This window comes from Colwellia sp. PAMC 20917 (assembly GCF_001767295.1).
Taxonomy (GTDB): Bacteria; Pseudomonadota; Gammaproteobacteria; order Enterobacterales; family Alteromonadaceae; genus Colwellia_A.
Genome location: NZ_CP014944.1, coordinates 3,239,481 through 3,258,415, shown reverse-complemented (window position 1 = coordinate 3,258,415; position 18,935 = coordinate 3,239,481). Strand labels below are relative to the sequence as shown.

General features: G+C 38.9%; 12 protein-coding genes and 1 riboswitch. Of the genes, 4 read left to right on the top strand and 8 right to left on the bottom strand.

The window, feature by feature from the left end:
• Positions 1-7: 7 nt before the first annotated feature.
• The 4 genes from A3Q34_RS13935 to A3Q34_RS13920 all read right to left on the bottom strand — a co-directional run bounded on the left by A3Q34_RS13935 (position 8) and on the right by A3Q34_RS13920 (position 3,219).
• Complete coding sequence (locus A3Q34_RS13935; RefSeq protein ID WP_070375901.1) at positions 8-1,027, bottom strand: FecCD family ABC transporter permease; 1,020 nt, start codon at positions 1,025-1,027, stop codon at positions 8-10.
• On the bottom strand, positions 1,020-1,883 hold the full coding sequence (locus tag A3Q34_RS13930) for an ABC transporter ATP-binding protein (RefSeq protein WP_231907361.1): 864 nt from the start codon (positions 1,881-1,883) through the stop codon (positions 1,020-1,022). The genes A3Q34_RS13935 and A3Q34_RS13930 overlap by 8 nt, the downstream gene beginning before the upstream one ends.
• 145 nt (positions 1,884-2,028) lie before the next feature.
• A riboswitch (cobalamin riboswitch) is annotated at positions 2,029-2,181 on the bottom strand.
• Positions 2,182-2,249: 68 nt separating this feature from the next.
• Positions 2,250-2,861, bottom strand: a complete 612-nt coding sequence (locus A3Q34_RS13925; RefSeq protein WP_070375900.1) for a histidine phosphatase family protein — start codon at positions 2,859-2,861, stop codon at positions 2,250-2,252.
• A 175-nt stretch (positions 2,862-3,036) separates the two neighbouring features.
• On the bottom strand, positions 3,037-3,219 hold the full coding sequence (locus A3Q34_RS13920) for a hypothetical protein (RefSeq protein WP_070375899.1): 183 nt from the start codon (positions 3,217-3,219) through the stop codon (positions 3,037-3,039).
• A 183-nt stretch (positions 3,220-3,402) separates the two neighbouring features.
• On the opposite strand from A3Q34_RS13920, the gene A3Q34_RS13915 reads away from it, so the two are divergent.
• The 3 genes from A3Q34_RS13915 (at position 3,403) to A3Q34_RS13905 (ending at position 8,140) form a co-directional block, all read left to right on the top strand.
• Complete coding sequence (locus tag A3Q34_RS13915; RefSeq protein WP_070375898.1) at positions 3,403-3,762, top strand: hypothetical protein; 360 nt, start codon at positions 3,403-3,405, stop codon at positions 3,760-3,762.
• Positions 3,763-3,845: 83 nt separating this feature from the next.
• On the top strand, positions 3,846-4,970 hold the full coding sequence (locus A3Q34_RS13910) for an efflux RND transporter periplasmic adaptor subunit (protein ID WP_070375897.1): 1,125 nt from the start codon (positions 3,846-3,848) through the stop codon (positions 4,968-4,970).
• Positions 4,971-4,984: 14 nt separating this feature from the next.
• Entirely contained in the window at positions 4,985-8,140 is a 3,156-nt protein-coding gene (locus tag A3Q34_RS13905; protein ID WP_070375896.1) for an efflux RND transporter permease subunit, read from the top strand.
• A gap of 114 nt (positions 8,141-8,254) precedes the next feature.
• On the opposite strand, the gene A3Q34_RS13900 is transcribed toward A3Q34_RS13905, so the two are convergent.
• The 4 genes from A3Q34_RS13900 to A3Q34_RS13885 form a co-directional block, all read right to left on the bottom strand.
• Entirely contained in the window at positions 8,255-9,799 is a 1,545-nt protein-coding gene (locus A3Q34_RS13900) for an EAL domain-containing protein (protein ID WP_070375895.1), read from the bottom strand.
• 347 nt (positions 9,800-10,146) lie between these two features.
• Positions 10,147-12,228, bottom strand: a complete 2,082-nt coding sequence (locus tag A3Q34_RS13895) for an EAL domain-containing protein (RefSeq protein WP_070375894.1) — start codon at positions 12,226-12,228, stop codon at positions 10,147-10,149.
• Between the two features lie 266 nt (positions 12,229-12,494).
• Positions 12,495-13,529 (bottom strand): carbohydrate porin, encoded by a 1,035-nt coding sequence (locus tag A3Q34_RS13890; protein ID WP_070375893.1) that lies wholly within the window; start codon positions 13,527-13,529, stop codon positions 12,495-12,497.
• A gap of 202 nt (positions 13,530-13,731) precedes the next feature.
• Positions 13,732-13,944: a PEP-CTERM sorting domain-containing protein gene (locus A3Q34_RS13885; protein WP_070375892.1), complete on the bottom strand. Its 213-nt coding sequence runs from the start codon at positions 13,942-13,944 to the stop codon at positions 13,732-13,734.
• 450 nt (positions 13,945-14,394) lie between these two features.
• Between A3Q34_RS13885 and A3Q34_RS13880 the strand changes: the two genes are divergently transcribed.
• Complete coding sequence (locus A3Q34_RS13880; protein WP_070375891.1) at positions 14,395-18,897, top strand: DUF6701 domain-containing protein; 4,503 nt, start codon at positions 14,395-14,397, stop codon at positions 18,895-18,897.
• Positions 18,898-18,935: the final 38 nt, after the last annotated feature.

Sequence of the window (18,935 nt, the reverse complement as noted above, 5' to 3'; positions counted from 1 at the left end):
AGCTCCTTTAAGCTTTATTTTTGCGAAAGTACAACAAGGATAAAAAGAATAAGCTCCCCAAAGCAGAAGTGATAACACCTACGGGTAGCTCTTGGTTTTCTAGTACAACTCTCGATAATACATCCACCCAAATCATAAAAACACCACCGACTAAAGCGGTTAACATAATGCCAAAAACAGTGCCTTGAGAAACAAAAAATCGTACAATATGGGGTATCATCAAGCCAACAAAGCCTATACCGCCGCACAAAGAGACTAACGTTGCGGTGATCAGTGAACTCAGTACCAACATCACTAAGCGAAAGCGGTTAACATTAATACCTAAGGTTGTAGCACTTTCATCGCCTAACAACATTGCATTCAGTTGGCGTCGATACGCTAACATCATAATGACACAGCTAATAATAACGACCGCGGGAAACCATAAAATAGACCATTGCGCACGCGAAAAACTGCCCATAGTCCAAAATAATATCGCCGTAACCGCTTGTGGATCGGTATGATAAAGTAACAAGCTAGTAAACGAGCTGAACAAAAACGATAACGCTACGCCAGCCAATAGCATAGATTCAACTTGTTGACTTTGCCGACGACCAGAGATCATTAGCAACATTAGCATCGCCACTAAACTGCCCGCAAAAGCCGCGACAGGTGTTACAACAGAAATAGTGCTGCCCAATAAAACAATAGATATAACGACTCCTAAAGAAGCCCCTGAAGAAATACCAAAAAGATAAGGGTCAGCTAAGGGATTTCGCGTTACCGTTTGTAAAATCAGCCCAGAAACCGCTAAGCCACAACCCGCTAAAAAAGCTAAAATAGCGCGCGGCATACGTAATTCCCAAATAATACGCTCATAAAAAATCACCTCGCTCGCGTCTTTATCTGTGGATAAACTAGCCAGTAGACTCGAAGTAACATCGCTAAAACTAATATCTGCCGCACCTAAAGATAACGACGCAATAAAGCTGATAACACCGAAAGCTAAGGTTAGAAAAATAATCCCCGAATGATTGACCTTAAACATGAGGTAACGCTCTACTTTCTGCCGTTTTTTCTTGAGTATCGTAGCCATAGAAATAAGAAATATGAGGAACCTTATGTTGTGGATGAAGAGAAACTTGCGCGCAGACACCAAATACATTTGATAACATTTCAGAGGTGATCACCGCTTGTGGTGACCCTTGCTCAACCAGTTTACCTTTATCTAACACCAGCAGTTGATCGCACATCGCACTGGCAAGGTTTAAATCATGAAAAGACGCAATAACCGTGATGCCTAGCGATTTAGCTAATTCAATAACCTGAATTTGATAGCGAACATCAAGATGACTGGTTGGCTCGTCCATAATAAGTAAGCTGGGCGTTTGCACGATAGCACGAGCTATAAGTGCGCGTTGTTTTTCTCCACCGGATAAATGTTCAAAATTTTGTAAGTTTTTATCCACTAAGCCAACCTGCTTAATAGCACGGTCTATCTTGAGTCGGTCGCTGGCTTGTTCACGGGTAAATAGACCTTTGTGTGGCAGTAAACCCAGCGCAACAACGTCATGAACAGTTAAGTTAAAATGGGTGGGTGTTTCTTGTAAAACTACAGCGATATCTTGCGCATATTGATAGGCGTCATACTTTTGCCAAATATCTTTTTGATTAAATTGCACCAAACCAGAATCAGGTTTTACGTAACGATATAAGCAGCGAAGTAAGCTAGACTTTCCGGCACCATTAGGCCCTAAAATACCAGTAAAACTGCCTTTTTTAATGGTGAAAGAAATATCATCTAAAATAAGTTGGCTGTCGGCATGCCAAGAAAGATGCTGCACTGAAAGCAATGCGGTATTAGCGGTATTTATTGATGAGGATTGTTCCTGGCGACTATTCAAAAATTGCTACTCACATACTATTGACACTTAAGGAGCATCAAACAGAGCACAATCAATCTCTTAGTATATGAAAACTCAAGAGTCGACAATACAATGTTCGAGTAAACCCGCTCGACTTTGTTGGTTTTGCCTGTCATTTTGATAGGCAAATGACTCTAAATTAATGGGTATCCTGACTTAAGCTTTATGGTTATTAACTACCACTAAAAGGCTTTTACAGTTGCGGGTACAGTTGCGGTTTTTCACCACATTCCCACATTAAAAATGAGTTATATAATTTTGTTTGGAGATTATCGTCTGCTCACTAAAAATAGCAAGGTTTAATTGCCAATAACACCGAATTCATTGACTTATCGAGGTAACTTATCACCACACTATTTTTGGCCAATCAACGCCACTATCATCAGTATAAATATTAACTTTAACTAGCCCCGCATAAGGAATATCAATATGACTCATATGAACCGTGCCCGGCATAGGCAAATTAAGTACACGCGCAATTAAGTGTTTGATAACACCGCCATGCGCAACCACCAAGGTATTTCCTTCGGGTGCGTCTGCGAGCCATTCTTGCCACCAAGTATCGACACGCTTGACAAAATCAGCCATAGCTTCACCATTAGGCACAGTATGCTGCCAAGGGTTTTGCCAAAAATCACCCAGTGAAGGCTGCACCGCACTGGCTTTTATCTGCCACAAGGCTTGATAGGTTTTTCCATCCCAATCACCAAAATTCATTTCTTTAAGGTTATCGCTTAATTGGAGATTAATGCTGTATTTTAATGAGTATGCTTTGGCAAACACCTGACAACGTTGCAAAGGTGAACTGATACAAAAGGATATCTCAGGTAATTTTTGGCTAACGTCCCACAGCTGTTGCAAGCCCTGTTCAGAAAGTGCGACATCTGTTTTACCCGCTAAAATACCCGGTGTAGCAATTTCACCATGGCGTAATAAATATAAAGTCCGCTGTAGCAAAGTATTACCTCTTAATATATATAGTGTAAAAAAGCATAGCGTAACCTTAAATTCAATATTGCGTAAGTACTATGACAAATAGCCGTGCACTTATAAGCAACAGCACATGAGTCAATGTTGTTCACTTTAGTGGAAGTGATGAACAGTTAACACTGAGTGGTCGGCAAAAACGTGACTATGGAGCAGCTACAACTGAAGGAGATTCTACCGATGTGGTATCGATACTAACTAAAGAGTTGCCCACAATAGAGATAATTTCAGATACTTCTGTAGAATCAACATTACTGCCCTTACCAATAGCGACTAGGATGTTTCGAGAATATTCACCATTGTCGACAGTATATTTGCCTGTCGGCAACTTAGAAAAATTAAGCGGGCATTTTACATCACTTGCTGGGGTAGGTTAGTTGTTATTGCTTTCGCTATTTAGGTGTTCAAAAACCCAGAAGTTATAGACACTGATTCGCTAATTATTGACTAAGAATATGATTTAGCTTAGCATCCGCCAGTCTCTGTTTGTAAATTGAAGAATGCAGTAAAAATGAAAAACATTTGGCTTGGCTTTTTAATAGTACTATCGATTGCCTTGCAATCGTTTGTTGCTGTGGCTAATTCAGACAATAATCATCAGCTTGACGCTCAACATTTACAAACTGAACATTCTCATGAAGTTGACAATCAAGCGCGACTTAATGCAAGCTCTGATACTGAACATAACGTCAAAGACTGTCATCATTGTGGGCACTGTCAAGGTTCACACAGCCAATGGTTTTTAACAAAAAAATCAACTTCGACTGTCACTAAGCTATTAATTCCCAATCAATATTTTTATCTTATCGATATCAATATCAACTTTATAGAACAACTTATACGCCCCCCATCGCTTAATTTAATTTTATAACAATTTTTCGCAACAAGTTTACTTAACACTAAATATTGAATTTAGTGTTGTTGCAACGTTTACCTTTAAATTAAGAGATAACAATGATCAACACCAATAAAAAACCAAAGCCATTAAAGCTACTGAATGTTTTATTTTATGGTTTAACCACCTTAACTATTCCTGCTCTTGCTGTCGAAATCACCGAAGACACGCACAAAGCAGGGGTTAGCTTTACCACGGCACAATTAACACTCGCAAATATTAAAGTATCGATGCTAACACCCAAGATTTTCGCACGACGTGTTTATGCCCCAGGAGAAATAAAAGCGAATGGTTACACCAGTTATATCGTCTCACCACGCACAGAGTCAGTGGTAATAAGTCGTCATGCGACCTTAGGTGAACATGTTGAAAAAGACCAACCATTAGTCACGTTATTTAGTGAATCTGTTGCTGCAGCACAAGCTAATTATCGAGTAACGTATAGTGAATGGCAACGGGCAAAAAAATTAACTAAGGGTACCTTAAGCGAGAGTCTTTTACTAAAAAGTGAGACTGATTACATCGCCGCTTTTAGCCGTTTGACCGCATTTGGGCTAACAAAAAACGCTATTGAAGATATTGTTAAAAACAATTCATCAACCTTAGGTGAATATACCTTAGTAGCGCAGCGCGGAGGAGCGGTATTAAGTGATGATTTTTCACAAGGACAGCGAGTCACCCCCGGTGAACAAATTATGATTTTGGCAAACGAAGAAAGCTTATGGGTAGAGGCGCGTGTTTCACCCAACAAAAAACTAAACTTACCCGCGGGGACAAGGGCTGAAATAGAGTTTGCTGGCCAAACTTATCATGCTTTGGTTATTCAAGAAGCCCATACAATCGACCCAACAACCCGTACGAGAATTGTTAGGTTGTCTGTCGAAAATAAAGATGATTCATTACACTCAGGGATGTTTGTAGATGTTAACTTTCAATTTGACACGCAAGCTGCCGTAATCGCAGTGCCCGAAACAGCCTTAATGCGTGGGGCTGATGGCGATTGGACTGTCTTTGTTGAAGACCATCCGGGTGAATTTGAGGCTGTTGAAGTTGAATTAGGTCAGCCTTTAGGCAATTACCGTCAAATCATCGGAATTGCCGCCAACACAAGAGTGGTTACCCAAGGTGCCTTTTTTGTGGCTTCAGAAATAGCGAAAAGTGGATTTGATCCACACGGCCACTAATGAGGAATAACACGATGTTAAATAAAATGATTGATTGGTCGATAGATAATCGGCTACTGGTGGTTATTGCACTCATCACCACCATGGCAGCCGCTATTATTGCCATTCCAAATTTGAATCTAGATGCATTTCCTGATGTCACTAATGTTCAAGTAGCGATAAATACCGAAGCACCTGGCTTAGCCGCTGAAGAAGTAGAGCAACTCATCACCTACCCAATTGAAGCGGTGATGTATGCTTTGCCTGATGTTAAACAGGTACGGTCAATATCAAAAACAGGGTTATCTGGCGTTACTGTGGTATTCAAAGAAGGCACCGATATATATTTTGCTCGTCAATTAGTATTTGAGCGGCTACAAGCGGCAAAAGCACTAATCCCTCAAGGCATTGGTTCACCTGCAATGGGACCTAATACCTCAGGCTTAGGTCAGGTCTTTCAGTACTTACTCATTGCTGACAAAGAGGCGGGTTATAACTCAATGACCTTAAGAAGTTTAAATGATTGGCTAGTGAAATTATTGGTTATGCCAGTAGATGGTGTAACTGATGTTTTATCTTTTGGCGGTAGTGTTCGCCAATATCAAGTCAACATTGAACCCAGTAAATTACTTTCTTATCAGTTAAGCCAAGATGACATAGTTACCGCGCTTGAAAACAACAATACCAATGTGGGTGGTTGGTATATGAACAGAGGACAAGAGCAATTAGTTATACGAGGCACAGGTTGGTTTAATAGTGGTGAAGCGGGATTAGCCGACATTAAACAGGTGCCAGTAAAAACGGTGTCTGGCACGGTAGTCACTATCGCAGATCTCGCCAAAGTAACTTTGGGGAGTGAAATTCGTCAAGGCGCGGCGACCATGACACGCAGAAACAAAAATGGCGAAGTTGAACGCTTGGGAGAAGTCGTTTCAGGTATCGTATTAAAGCGTATTGGCGCAAATACCAAAGCCACCATTGACGGAATTAACGCTCGAATACCCATGATTAATCAAGCCCTACCCAAAGGTGTGCGCTTTGAGCCTTTCTATGACCAAGCCGATTTAATTACGCAAGCGGTTAATACTGTTGTTGAAGCACTTGCCTTAGCTTTTATATTTATTGCGGTAATACTCGCCTTATTTTTAATGAATTTAACCGCAACATTTTTGGTGTTAATTTCGATTCCTATCTCGGTCGCTATTGCGCTAATGGTGATGTCTTGGCTAGGGTTGTCAGCTAATTTAATGTCATTAGGCGGGATTGCGGTCGCAATAGGTATGTTAGTTGATGGCTCGGTGGTGATGGTTGAAAACATTTTTAAACATTTACACCACTCTAGCGATCCCAACCATAAAAATAGCCAGCAACAAGATATCCCACTTCAGCTAAAGGCAGCAGGAAAAGAAGTTGCTCGCCCGGTATTTTTTGCCGCAGCCATTATTTTGGTGGTCTTTACGCCACTATTTAGTTTTGAAGGGGTCGAAGCTAAACTTTTTCAACCTATGGCTATTAGCATTATTTTAGCCATAATATCTGCCATCCTAGTGGCGCTTTTTGTAGTGCCTGCACTAGCAACGTTTATGTTTAACAAAGGCGTAAAAGAAAGGGAAAGTTTTATATTAACGCCTTTAGATAAACTCTATCGAACAAGTCTTAAAGCCGCGATGAAACGCCCTAAGGTTGTGGTGTTTACCTGCATATCATTACTGGTTGCAGCTATATCATTGGTCCCCCAAATAGGCACAGAGTTTGTACCCGAACTTGAAGAAGGCACCATTAACTTAAGGGTCACTTTAGCCCCATCATCGAGTTTGGAAACAGCGTTAGCAGTAGCGCCTATTCTTGAAGAAAAGTTAATGGCGTTTCCTGAGGTAACCTACGCACTTAGTCGCATTGGCCGGGCTGAAATCGGTGGCGATCCTGAGCCCGTTAATAACATTGAAATATACCTAGGATTAAAGCCAGTATCACAATGGCGTAGCGCTAAAAGTCGCATCGAGTTGCAAACGTTAATGGCAGAGGACCTTGAACAATTTCCTGGCTTACTGCTTAATTTTTCACAGCCAATTGCGACCCGTGTTGATGAATTACTGTCTGGGGTCAAAGCACAACTGGCTATTAAATTATTCGGTCCAGAGTTGTCGGTACTCGCCAGTAAAGGCGAAGAAATTACAGCGGCGATAAAAGAGGTGAAAGGCGCGCGCGATGTCGCATTAGAGCAAATAGCAGGAGAAGCACAATTAGTCATAGAGCCCAAAAGACAGCAACTGTCTCGTTTTGGTTTGTCGGTTGGCGATGTTATGGATGTCATTAAAGATGGCATTGGCGGGGTGAGTGCTGGGCAGATAATTAACGGTAACGAGCGCTATGATATTTATGTCAGATTGGAAGAAAAGTATCGCAACAGTCCTGAAGCCATTGCAGACCTTCGCTTACAATCGCCAACAGGTGCTTGGGTCCGTTTAGGAGATATCGCCACCATCACCTTTGAGTCAGGCCCACCACAGGTACGTAGAGATAATGTTCAACGCCGAGTCGTTATTCAAGCAAATGTACAAGATAGAGATATGGGCAGTGTTGTTGCTGATATTCGTGAAATTATTGCCAGCACAGTAGACTTACCGACAGGTTATTCTGTGGTTATTGGTGGTCAATTTGAGAATCAACAACGTGCGCAACAGAGGCTATTACTGGTGGTGCCACTCTCATTGGCATTAATTGCTTTGTTACTTTATTTTGCTTTTGGCTCGTTGGGTCAGGCGATGTTAATTTTGGTTAATGTCCCCTTAGCCATAATTGGCGGTGTATTCTCACTTTATCTTAGCGAACAATATTTATCTGTGCCGAGCTCTATTGGTTTTATTACGTTGTTTGGTGTTGCTGTGCTCAATGGCGTTGTTATGGTTGAGCGGATAAACCAGCATATTAGAGAAGGCTTATCAACGTCACAAGCAGTTTTCGACGGTGCGACATCGCGACTACGTCCAGTATTAATGACCGCGATGACTTCCGCTTTGGGGCTGATGCCGATGATGATGTCTAATGGCGTGGGTGCAGAAATACAACGCCCCCTCGCGAGTGTTATTGTTGGCGGATTAGTCACCGCAACTTTTTTAACCTTATTTGTCTTACCTGTTTTATATAATTTCTTCTCTGCGGCGAAAATTAAACAACTGATAAAAGATTAATGTTATAAAACCCCTGAACAAAAATTGTTGAGGGGTTTTATTTAAATTAACAGCCAATATGCTTAATCGATAAGACTATAAATTAGCGGTTATAAAACCAAGAATCACCTAGGTTTACTGATGAAATTTGTAGTCACTATTATTGATCAAATAATGTTTAAATTCCGCTAATGGTAAAGCTTTTGTGTAATACCAACCTTGACCAAATTTAATATCCATTTTCAGTAATTCGTCTACCTGTAATTTATTTTCAATACCTTCTGCAATAATACTCGCGCCTAACTTATCCGCTATTGAAACAATATTTGGTATTAGGGTTGATCTAATTGAGCCTGTCTCAACTTCATCAATAAATGACTTATCAACTTTTAAGGTATCAATATCTAACAGCTTTAATTGAGATAGATTAGAGTAACCGGTGCCAAAGTCATCAATAGAAATTTTAATACGACTCTTTGACAATAATTCTAAGGTATTGCCCACTTTACTGTAATGTAACTCTTCATCTTCTGTTACCTCAAAGCAAACTTCAAGATTCGGTGTTATATTTTTAAACAGTTCGACTCCTTTGAGAATATTTCCGTTATTAATATCTTTAGGATAAACATTAATGGAAAGGTAAAAGGGTTCATTGATAATCTTAATATCTTTAAAGTCGTCAATGGCTTGCAAGATAAGGTCTTCCGTCATCAACCAAGACATATCTAATTCACCCACCACTGAAATAAATTGATCAGGGTAAAGCGGACCAATATGGTCTTCAAATCGTGCCAGTAATTCACAGCCAATAACCTTACCCGTTTGTAACTCAACAATAGCCTGATAATGTGGCTTAATACTTTTAAAAGATAAGGCTAATTTTATTCTTCTTTTGGTACTATAAATGTAACTATAAATCGATTGATAAGCATGTAAAGTTGCCACACCTGAAATCAAAGAAATAAACATTAAAATTAATAAAACAGGTGCAAGTTGGAATTCTGAAAAGTTTTTTTGCACAATAGCCACACAGATTAATCCTTTAGGGCCACAAAATTCAAAAGAGTGCGATAGTAATCCTGAGTTAAAATAAGGCTGACTACTTGTTGATTTTTTTTGATATATTCCAGGTTCACCAAAAAGATGAATAATTTCTTCACCTTTGAGCGCTAGCAGTTCATAGCTTTTAAATTTTCTGTGTTCATACAAAATGCCTTGAAATGATGCGACTAAATTATAATTGTCCTTTCGAATAACAATACCTTGTACCGTTCTATCAAAAGTGATCAGCTTATGGTTAAACCAGAATTCATGTCCGTCGAGCATAAAGTCATAGCTAAGCCCCTTGATGGGTGTTTTTAAGATGCCAATTCCTGTGGTACAGGTTAATACGCCATTTTCGAGGAAGCCAATATCCTTAATATCATTTGATTCAAATTGAGATTTGCGCATTGCTAATAAATTTTCATCAGAGCAATAAGTAAAGTTCTGGTTATTTAATGACTCAATAACATCATATCCATAAGCTGTGGTATCCATTAAATCGCTAAGTATATTTTCTCCTTGCTCTAAAAGCTGACTTTTTAAGATGTAGGAATAGCTATAAAACATCATCGTTAAACTAATAATTATCCCACATAAAAACGCCAAATATTTGGTAATCGAACCCATTTTTTGCATATACGCAGCCCCAAATCAATTTATAAGGTAATGATAATAATCATTTTAATATTTAGTTATAGGTCACTTTTTATGATAATACTAGCGTTGAAGAGATTAGTCATCGCTATGATGACCCCCTTGGTAAGTCTATAGGTAGTTTTAATCAATTGAGGTTTCTTTGTGGCGATCACTTCATTAAAATATTAGCCTATTAATGAAAGCATTACAGATTAGTAGCGTAAAATTAAAGTGCTTAAGTGATACTGGTTAACGGTATTGCTAAATAGACCCACAAAAGAATGCCTGTTGCGGTGGTGTTCACTCTGCTAATAACAGAGTCGTAAACGTTAGCAATCATGTTAAGTTTAGGATTTGAAGTGAGCTGAAAAATCAAGTAATTGCTCGGCTGGTTTTGGTCGGCTAAAATAATATCCTTGCACTAAATCACAATCTAACTCTGCTAGTAAAGTAAGCTGTGACTGAGTTTCAACGCCTTCGGCAACAACAGTCATACCTAAGCTATGGGCCATGACAATAATAGTTTTAACTAACTGACAATCAGCCTTATTTATTGTGATCCCTTGAATAAAGCTTCTATCTATTTTGAGCACATCAAAGGCATATTCTCTTAAATAACTTAATGATGAATACCCGGTACCAAAGTCGTCCATTGATAGTTTTATACCCAGTTTTTCAACTTCAATCAAGGCGTCATGAATATAAGATTGACCACTCATTAACACCCCTTCAGTAATTTCAATTTCCAAACTGCTCGCATTAATCGCTTCCTCATCAAGACAGTTTTTAATAAAAGTGAGTAACTCAACATCTCTAAATTGCCGAGGCGATATATTCACAGCCATAGTGTATGTTTTATGATCTTTTTTTTGCCATATATTTAAAAAGCTTAGTGCTTGTTTAATAACAAACCGCCCAATCGGCACAATAAGACCGGTGTGTTCGGCAATAGGAATAAATTCAACTGGCGCGATATTACCTAAAACAGAATTATGCCATCGCAACAGTGCTTCAACTCCAATGACATTGCCACTTTTGACATCTAATTGAGGCTGATAATATAGCTCAAATTCATTACGTTCTAGTGCGCCATGCATTTGTTCTTCAATTTCAAAACGGCGCAACATCACAATATTCATTTCTTTAGTAAAAAATGAATACGTATTGCGACCTAAAGATTTTGCTTCATACATTGCCGTGTCAGCATTACGTAGTAGATCAGAGCTAGAGCAGCCATTTTCAGGGTATACAACAACACCAATACTTAAGGTAAGTATTAATTCTCTGCTATCAATATTAAAAGGTTCTCTAAAGACTTGGAGTAAGTTTTCAGCAATAATTGTTGCATCATGATGGCAGGTAATACCGCGCAACAGTACAATAAATTCATCACCCCCTAAGCGGCCAACCGTATCTTCTTTTCGAACAACGTTATTTAACCGCTTTGCCGATTTGATCAGTATTTTATCGCCCATTTCATGACCCAATGAGTCATTAACTTTCTTGAAATCGTCTAAATCAAGAAAAAGGACGGCAATTTGCTCATTATTTCTTTCGGCTTCAATCAGCATTTGTGATAAACGGTCGAGTGATAAAAACCGGTTAGGTAATAAAGTTAAGGTATCAAAATAAGCTTGGTTGCGAATTATTTCAGCAGACTTGTACTGTTCGCTAATATCACGAATTATAGTTACTATTTGGTTATATTCTGCCAAATAGCTCATTCTAGCTTCAAAATATGCTAATCCATAAGGCATATTTAGCTCATATTCAAAGGTTATCATCTCTTCTTGCTGTTGTATTTTAGCCAGATGAGTTTCAAATTTTTTAACGACCTCACTAGGTAATACATCCGTCATACGTTGGCCAATAAAGTGCGCGGGTGAAACGTAAAGTTTTTTTTGTTCGCTTGCACGATAATCGATAATAGTCCCGTCGACTTCCATTAAGAAGAATAAATCAGGGATAGCATCAATAATGGTTTTAAGCATATGGTCTTTGAATAGCGCTTGCGACTGAGCATACTTAACATCAGCTAAATTAACATCAATACAGTACATTTGTTTTTTATTATATTGATTAGTAAACATTACATGGCTTGAAACGACATTAATATCATGGCCATTTTTATGGGATAAAGTGATCTCTGCAGTAGGAATTTCTATATCTTTATTTATCCAATCACTGTGTGCCGCAATAACTGATTTGCGCATGGCGGCGGGGATAATTAAGTCTTCTAGTTTTTTTCCATGAGCTTCTTGCTTGGTAAAACCGTAAAGTAATTCACTGCCTATATTCCAATAAATGACTCGCCTATTTTCATCATATCCTTGCACAGAAACAACATTCACTGCATCAAATAATTGGTGCAGTGAATCATTAGTCACGTATTGTTGGAGCGCTATTTTGTTAACATTTTTTGATATCATATTAAGCTAAATCCAAAAGTTCCTTCTATTTTATAATAGACGCCAACTGCCGATTTGACAGCTACAACATAATTAAATTTGAGCGCTATCAAAGTATTAATAGCTATATAATATTAGAACAACAGTTAATTTATAGCAAAGTCCCCTAGGTTTGAAATTATTTAAAAGTAACATTAGGGTAAATCTAAAATATTAAGAATATGTTTAACAGCTAATAGAAAAAGCATGTCGATAATTAAACGATTTCTTGTGGTTATTTATCCCCCTTAAAATTGGGCGGTTAAGCGTAAAGTAAAGATGAGTAAATCACTTACTGATTTGTCACCAGAAGGTGATGAAATATATTGAACATCAGGTTTGATATTTATTTTGTCATTTATTGGAAATAGATAAAATAACTCAGTAACTTGCTCACTATACGCTCCAACAACATCCGCTTGGGTGAACCCTAGGCCCAAGGTATCTTCTTCACTGAAAAGTCCTTGGTAATTAACGCCAAGACTAAAATGCTGATCTACAGCAACGACTTTTTTCTTTGCTTGTCCCCATTGCATAAAGGCACTAAATTTTTCATTAAAGTAATGATCAACGACGATATAGATATCTGTTGAGCTTGCTGATATTCGATCGCTATTTTCAAGATATGAATGATTCCAAGCACCCAATTTCACCGAACTATGACCTTGATAGTGCCACTGCACTTCAGCAATAGAGAAAAAATCATCAAAGTGATTATACTTAGCACTACTTTCGTAAAAACCAAGTCGAGTAGTTATCGCTGAATTTAATTTATATTGGCTATAAATACCGATACTCGGCTGAGGATAGGTGGGAATACCTTGAATTGTTGGACTCACCCCCATAGAAGAGTTAATAAATTCCTGACCATATTCTGTGAAGGCAAAATCACTATTGGCGTCCATCTGTCCTAGCTTAATAAATAATTTTTTGTTGAGTTTTACCGCAAAAATAACTTCATATGCATGGTTAAAGTCTTGTTCATCAATATTACTAAACCCTTGAATATCAATAGCAATATCAGAACCTTGTTCACCACGTTGCAGAGCATACCCTACTGAAATATAACTTTGCTTGCCAATAAGGTTAGTTAGATTTGTTTCAAAGCCAACATTGAGCAGACCGCGTATTACATTTTTAGAAAAAGTATTATTATCAATAAAAGAATTGTCGACAGTAATGTCTGCATTAAATATAGTTTCTAACGCTTTAACCTCGGTTGTAGCAATTGTAATAAAAAAGAGTGTTATTGAAGAAATTTTATTTAACGTTTTTTTTAGCACAGTTCTGATACCCGTATTTTAAACATACTTATATTAGTTTTTTAAATTATACACAAATTAATTAATGAGTAACGTGCAATTAATGAGACGATTATCGAAGCCATACCTTTATCTAAATAATAATTTAACGCTATATCACAATAATGTCTAAACACGGCAGCTGACAAATTAAAACAACTCCTACAGGAGCTGCTATGTATGACTAAGATACTTGTTTATCCTTTTTACCTTGCGCTTTAATTGCTAAACCGAAAAGCGTAAGAGCGAATAACCACAGCGTTGTAGGCTCGGGAACTTCAGTGACGGCAATGCTATCTGCAGAAGCTCTGGACTCGCCATTGGTACAATCTTTTTTACCAATAACAGTATCGGCACCAAATTCAATAACGTTACTTGCTAAAGTAAGGGCCGCCAAGTCTACTTTTTGTATTGGTTAGAGCCAAGTGAAAAAACACTTTAGAGTTATTACTTTAAACATTTAAAGCTATAAATTGTATTTATGTGTTAACTTAAAAATCAGTTATTCAGATTTATACGTCAAATAATTGAATAAATTATCATCAATCAGGCAAAGTCATTGGCACTAAAAAGGATGTATTGACTTTTCTCAGGGTAAAAAGAAGTGACAGCGTTAATCATAATACCTTAATAGGTCTTATTATCGGGTTATCAACATCTCGCCCTCTTAATTAACGTTTCCCACATCTGCTACCCGTTCGTCGAATATTAATATCTACCCATTAAAACAATTGTAATTATTAGATCAACATTCTACCTGAGGCTAATATTTATCAATAAATGGCAGTATAAGGCTTTTTTTGGCCAATACCCTTTAGATAACAATAAATAATAAGAAACGGACTTTATGAAATATACATCGCAATACTTTTTATTCCTGATATTTTTTGTTTGCTCTAATGCAAAAGCAGATCTACCACCAAAACTAGATCCCCCTTTAGATAGCTTAACAGTCTATTCTGGCGCGGCAGTAATCATGGGGATCAATTCAATAATTAATGGCAATGTACAGGCCATGGCCGCTGGAAATATTGGCGCGAATACAACCATTGGTGGCAACCTTCACACCGCAGCATCGGTAACGCTCAGCGCATCTGCAAAAATTAACGGTGCTCTTACAGCAGGAGCCGCAATAAGTGTTGGTAAGAAATCAGTCATTATCGGTAACCTTACTTCTGGTTCTTTAGGATCTACCGACATTGGTGAAGACGCAATCATTGGTGGTAATGCTCAGGCTGGTACTGCCTTAACACTCGGTGAAAACACTACAATCAGTGGTAATGTTCAAGCAGGAATAGGCGCTTTAACTTTAGGCATAAACGCAAAGGTGATAGGCGATGCAACAGCAGGAACCACTATTACACTTGGAACAGGAGCAACGGTCGGCGGCACAACTTCGCAGAGAAGCCCGACATTATTTATCAATGCCCCTATCGAAGATCAACGAATTCAACTTGAACAAATAAAAGCTAATTTAGCTGCCATACAAGCACCTTCAACAAATGAACTCCCTACGGCAATGACCCTAGATACTAAACTAGATGCCGGTATTTACCATGCAACAGCACTTTCAATCACTGCGGGTATCACAATCACTTTTGATGGCAAAGGTCAGAAAGGACACTGGCTTATCAATAGTGACTCCTTTTTTGATTTTGCTGCCAATACAACAATGGTGTTACTTAATGTAACGGCTGACAGCACCATCACTTGGAATGCAGCAAGTTATACTGCCACTGGCGAAAACGCGAGTATCATTGGTACCTTTTTTGCGAGTTCTTATATTTTGACTGGACAAAATACTATTTTAAAGGGTATTGGTGATGCTTGTGGTGGCCTATTTACGACCTCTGGTGCAGTTACATTAGGCGCCAGCAACATCATTGGCGCACATGGTTGCAAGTTAACTCCCACCCCACTTCTAGAATACCGATTTGAGGAAACTAGTTGGAATAGGAGTCCAGGTGAAATACTCGACAATACCGGCAATGGTTATCATGCCCAGGTTAATAATAATTCTATACCGCAAACCATCACACCTGCCTTAACCAGTGATCCTGGTACTTGTGGATATGCTAGTCAAAATGATGGTGCTATTCAGGTAACGGGGTTGCCATTAGATACCAGCACCATCGGGGTAAAAACCACCGTGACCTTTTGGATGAATTGGGATGGAACAACTAATACCATGCCCATTGGTTGGAGGATCCACGACATTTGGATAATCGATGGTTCGATAGGATTTAATACCGGCAATAATGATATATATGGTGTTGCTAGTGCCGGATTAGCCAAAAGTTGGCATCATATCGCTGTCGAGTTCACTAACGGCAGCGTAACGAATAATCGCATACATATTGACGGTGTCGAACAGGAGCTAACACAGCGTAGAAACTCGCCCAATAATAGCCGAGCCTATATCGATAGTGAATTACGCATCGGTGGTTGGTCTATTAATGCGAGTTATGACTTTCATGGATTGATGGATGAGGTGCGCGTATACCAGAGCGCATTAACTACAGAACAAGTGGCCACTATTATGGCCGAACGACATCCTTGCAGGACAATAACACCTGTGGCCGAATATCATTTTGACGAGCAAATATGGTCTGGGGATGCTGGTGAAGTTGTTGATGAAATTGGTAATTTTAGCGCACAAGCAATTAATGGCGCATTAACTGCATCAGTAACTGCCGCCATTACCGGTAATACAGGCACTTGTCGTTATGGCCGTTTTGATGGCGTAGATGATTACGTAGTGTTACCCGATAGCTTTGAAAATTTAACAGATAGTTTCACAGTAACGGCTTGGATCAACCCAAGTAATGTTAATGCTGGTTCAAGAATATTTATCGATGATGAAAAAAACACCCGTGGTTTTGGCTTTAGTTTAGGCGATCCAGGCAATGGTAAATTAAGATTTTATGCACGAAGTGTAAACCCTATAAGTGTTGATACAACAACATCCATTCCTTTAAATACCTGGACATTTGTTGCCGCGGTGCATAATAGTTTAACCAAAACCAGACAGATTTTTATTAATGGCGAGGCGCAAACAATTACCGGAGGCCTCACCAGTAATACCTACAGCGGAACTTGGGGAGAAGACACAGGCCCAACAACTATTGGTGGGGAAACAGATTTAGGCGAAGCAAGAAATCGATTTACCGGAGATATTGATGAAGTAAAAGTCTATCGAGAAGCTTTAACTACCAACGAAATTTCTACCATTTATAGAGAAAATCATGCTTGTAGTCCCGTTATTCATCATTATGAAATTGTACACGATGGCCAAGGATTAACCTGTGATACTGAATCTGTGACGATTAAAGCTTGTCTCAATGACAGCTGTTCAACTTTGAGTACCGAGTCTGTAACTCTTGATTTTATTGCTGACAGCACAGTCATTAGTTCACCAACCTTTAGCGGCAGTACTATCGTTAATGTTGATCATACGGTTGTTGAAACACTGACTTTTTCGTTGGCTAATGCCACTATTGAGGCAGCTAACCCAGTAGTGTGTGACGATAACAGTAGCAATAGTTGTGATATGGCATTTACCGATGCCGGTTTTAGGTTTCTTTCAGGTACAGCTAATAACGCCATAATACCCAATCAAACAGCAGGCTTGGTATTTGGTGAAACGTTAAAGATTCAAGCGGTGAAAAATACTAATGGCGTCTGTAGTGGTTTATTTAACAATGATATTAAGGTTGGATTCTCTCAAGAAAATGTCGATCCCGGTGGCAGCAGCGGTCTGAGTTTTAGTATCAATAACAAAAACATTGCCAAACACTCAAATACTACTGATACGCTATTAAATTTTGGTGCCAACAGTATCGCGACAATACCGACACCGATATATAACGATGCAGGAAAAATTCGATTACACGCCAATTATGACATAGACGGCATTACCCTATCGGGTAGCAGTAATTCATTTTGGGTGAGTCCAGCAAAACTTACGGTTAGTGCAAAGTCTGGGAGCGTTAACTTAAATGGCGCTAGCGCAACCGCAACAACCACTTATCCCGCGGGGGAAAATTTCACTCTGACTGTTACTGCTTATAATGCCGCTTCTCCCGCTGTTATTACCCCTAATTACTTACCAGGACAAATCGCACTAAAGCTTAATCGCATCGGCCCAACCTTAACAGAGAGTGTCAACGGTAATTTAGGCTACAAGGCATCAAGTCACTTAGTCACCAAGGCAAGTGCTGTCTTTCAAAATGTCACCCTGAACAATTTTTTATTGGGGAGCTCAATTTATAGTGCTGCACAATATTCAGAGGTAGGTTTGCTTAATTTAGATGTTCAAGACAGTAACTATGGCAACGCTGGTGTTATTATACCTAGCGAAGCAATTAACATCGGGCGCTTTATTCCACATCACTTTAGCCAAACAGTGGCTGATGATGGTTATTTTATTGCAACCTGTAGTACCGGTTCAGCCTTTGCCTATAGCGGTCAAAAAGATGAAGCAACCAATAGTATTGGGGCAATTTCATATTTAACCAATCCGGTATTGGCAATTACCGCTTATAATAAACAAGACAATATTACCCAAAATTATTTTCAGGATAGTCAAGGTAGCGCTAATGATTATATGAAACTCATTGCTGATAATATCAATATCACCACACCAATATTAGACCAATTAGCGAGAGGAATTAATGGTAACAGGCTAGCGTTAACTGCCAATATGAATACCGGTACGTTAAGTCAAATTGACTTAACTCAATTACCTAGTGTCGTCGCATTACCCAAAGGTGTATTGCACTATCAATTGTCAGATGACGATCATTATTTCTACAACCGCTCTGCCAATGCACTTGTTCAGCCATTTACCTCCGATATTGTTATTGCTACAGCGTCTATTATAGATACAGACGCCATTAACGTAACCACAACGGTTGATGCATTACCCATCGGCGTTGAAATTCGATATGGTCGCTTAGTGTTAGAAAATAGCTTCGGATCAGAAACCTCTGATATTAAGCAACCGATGAAAGTGCAACATTTTGATGGTAGCGCTTTTGTTACCAGCTTAAATAATTGTGCAGGTTATAATGATAATAATATTTCATTGACCGATATTAGCTTAGATCCCGCACTGACTAATGTCCAAGGCGGCACAGGAGATTTTGTTGCCGGTAAAACACAAGACATCGAACTGGCAGCGCCGGGCGCTAATAATCAAGGACAAATAGGTGTCTCATATGATGCTTATGAATGGTTGGAATACGACTGGAATAATGATGGCCTCTATAATAATCCTACCGCTGTTGCTACCTTTGGTATATTTCGAGGTAACGACCGGATCATCTCCTGGCAAGAAGTGTTTAATTAATGAAAATTGGATATTCTACAATCATCAAGCCAAACAAC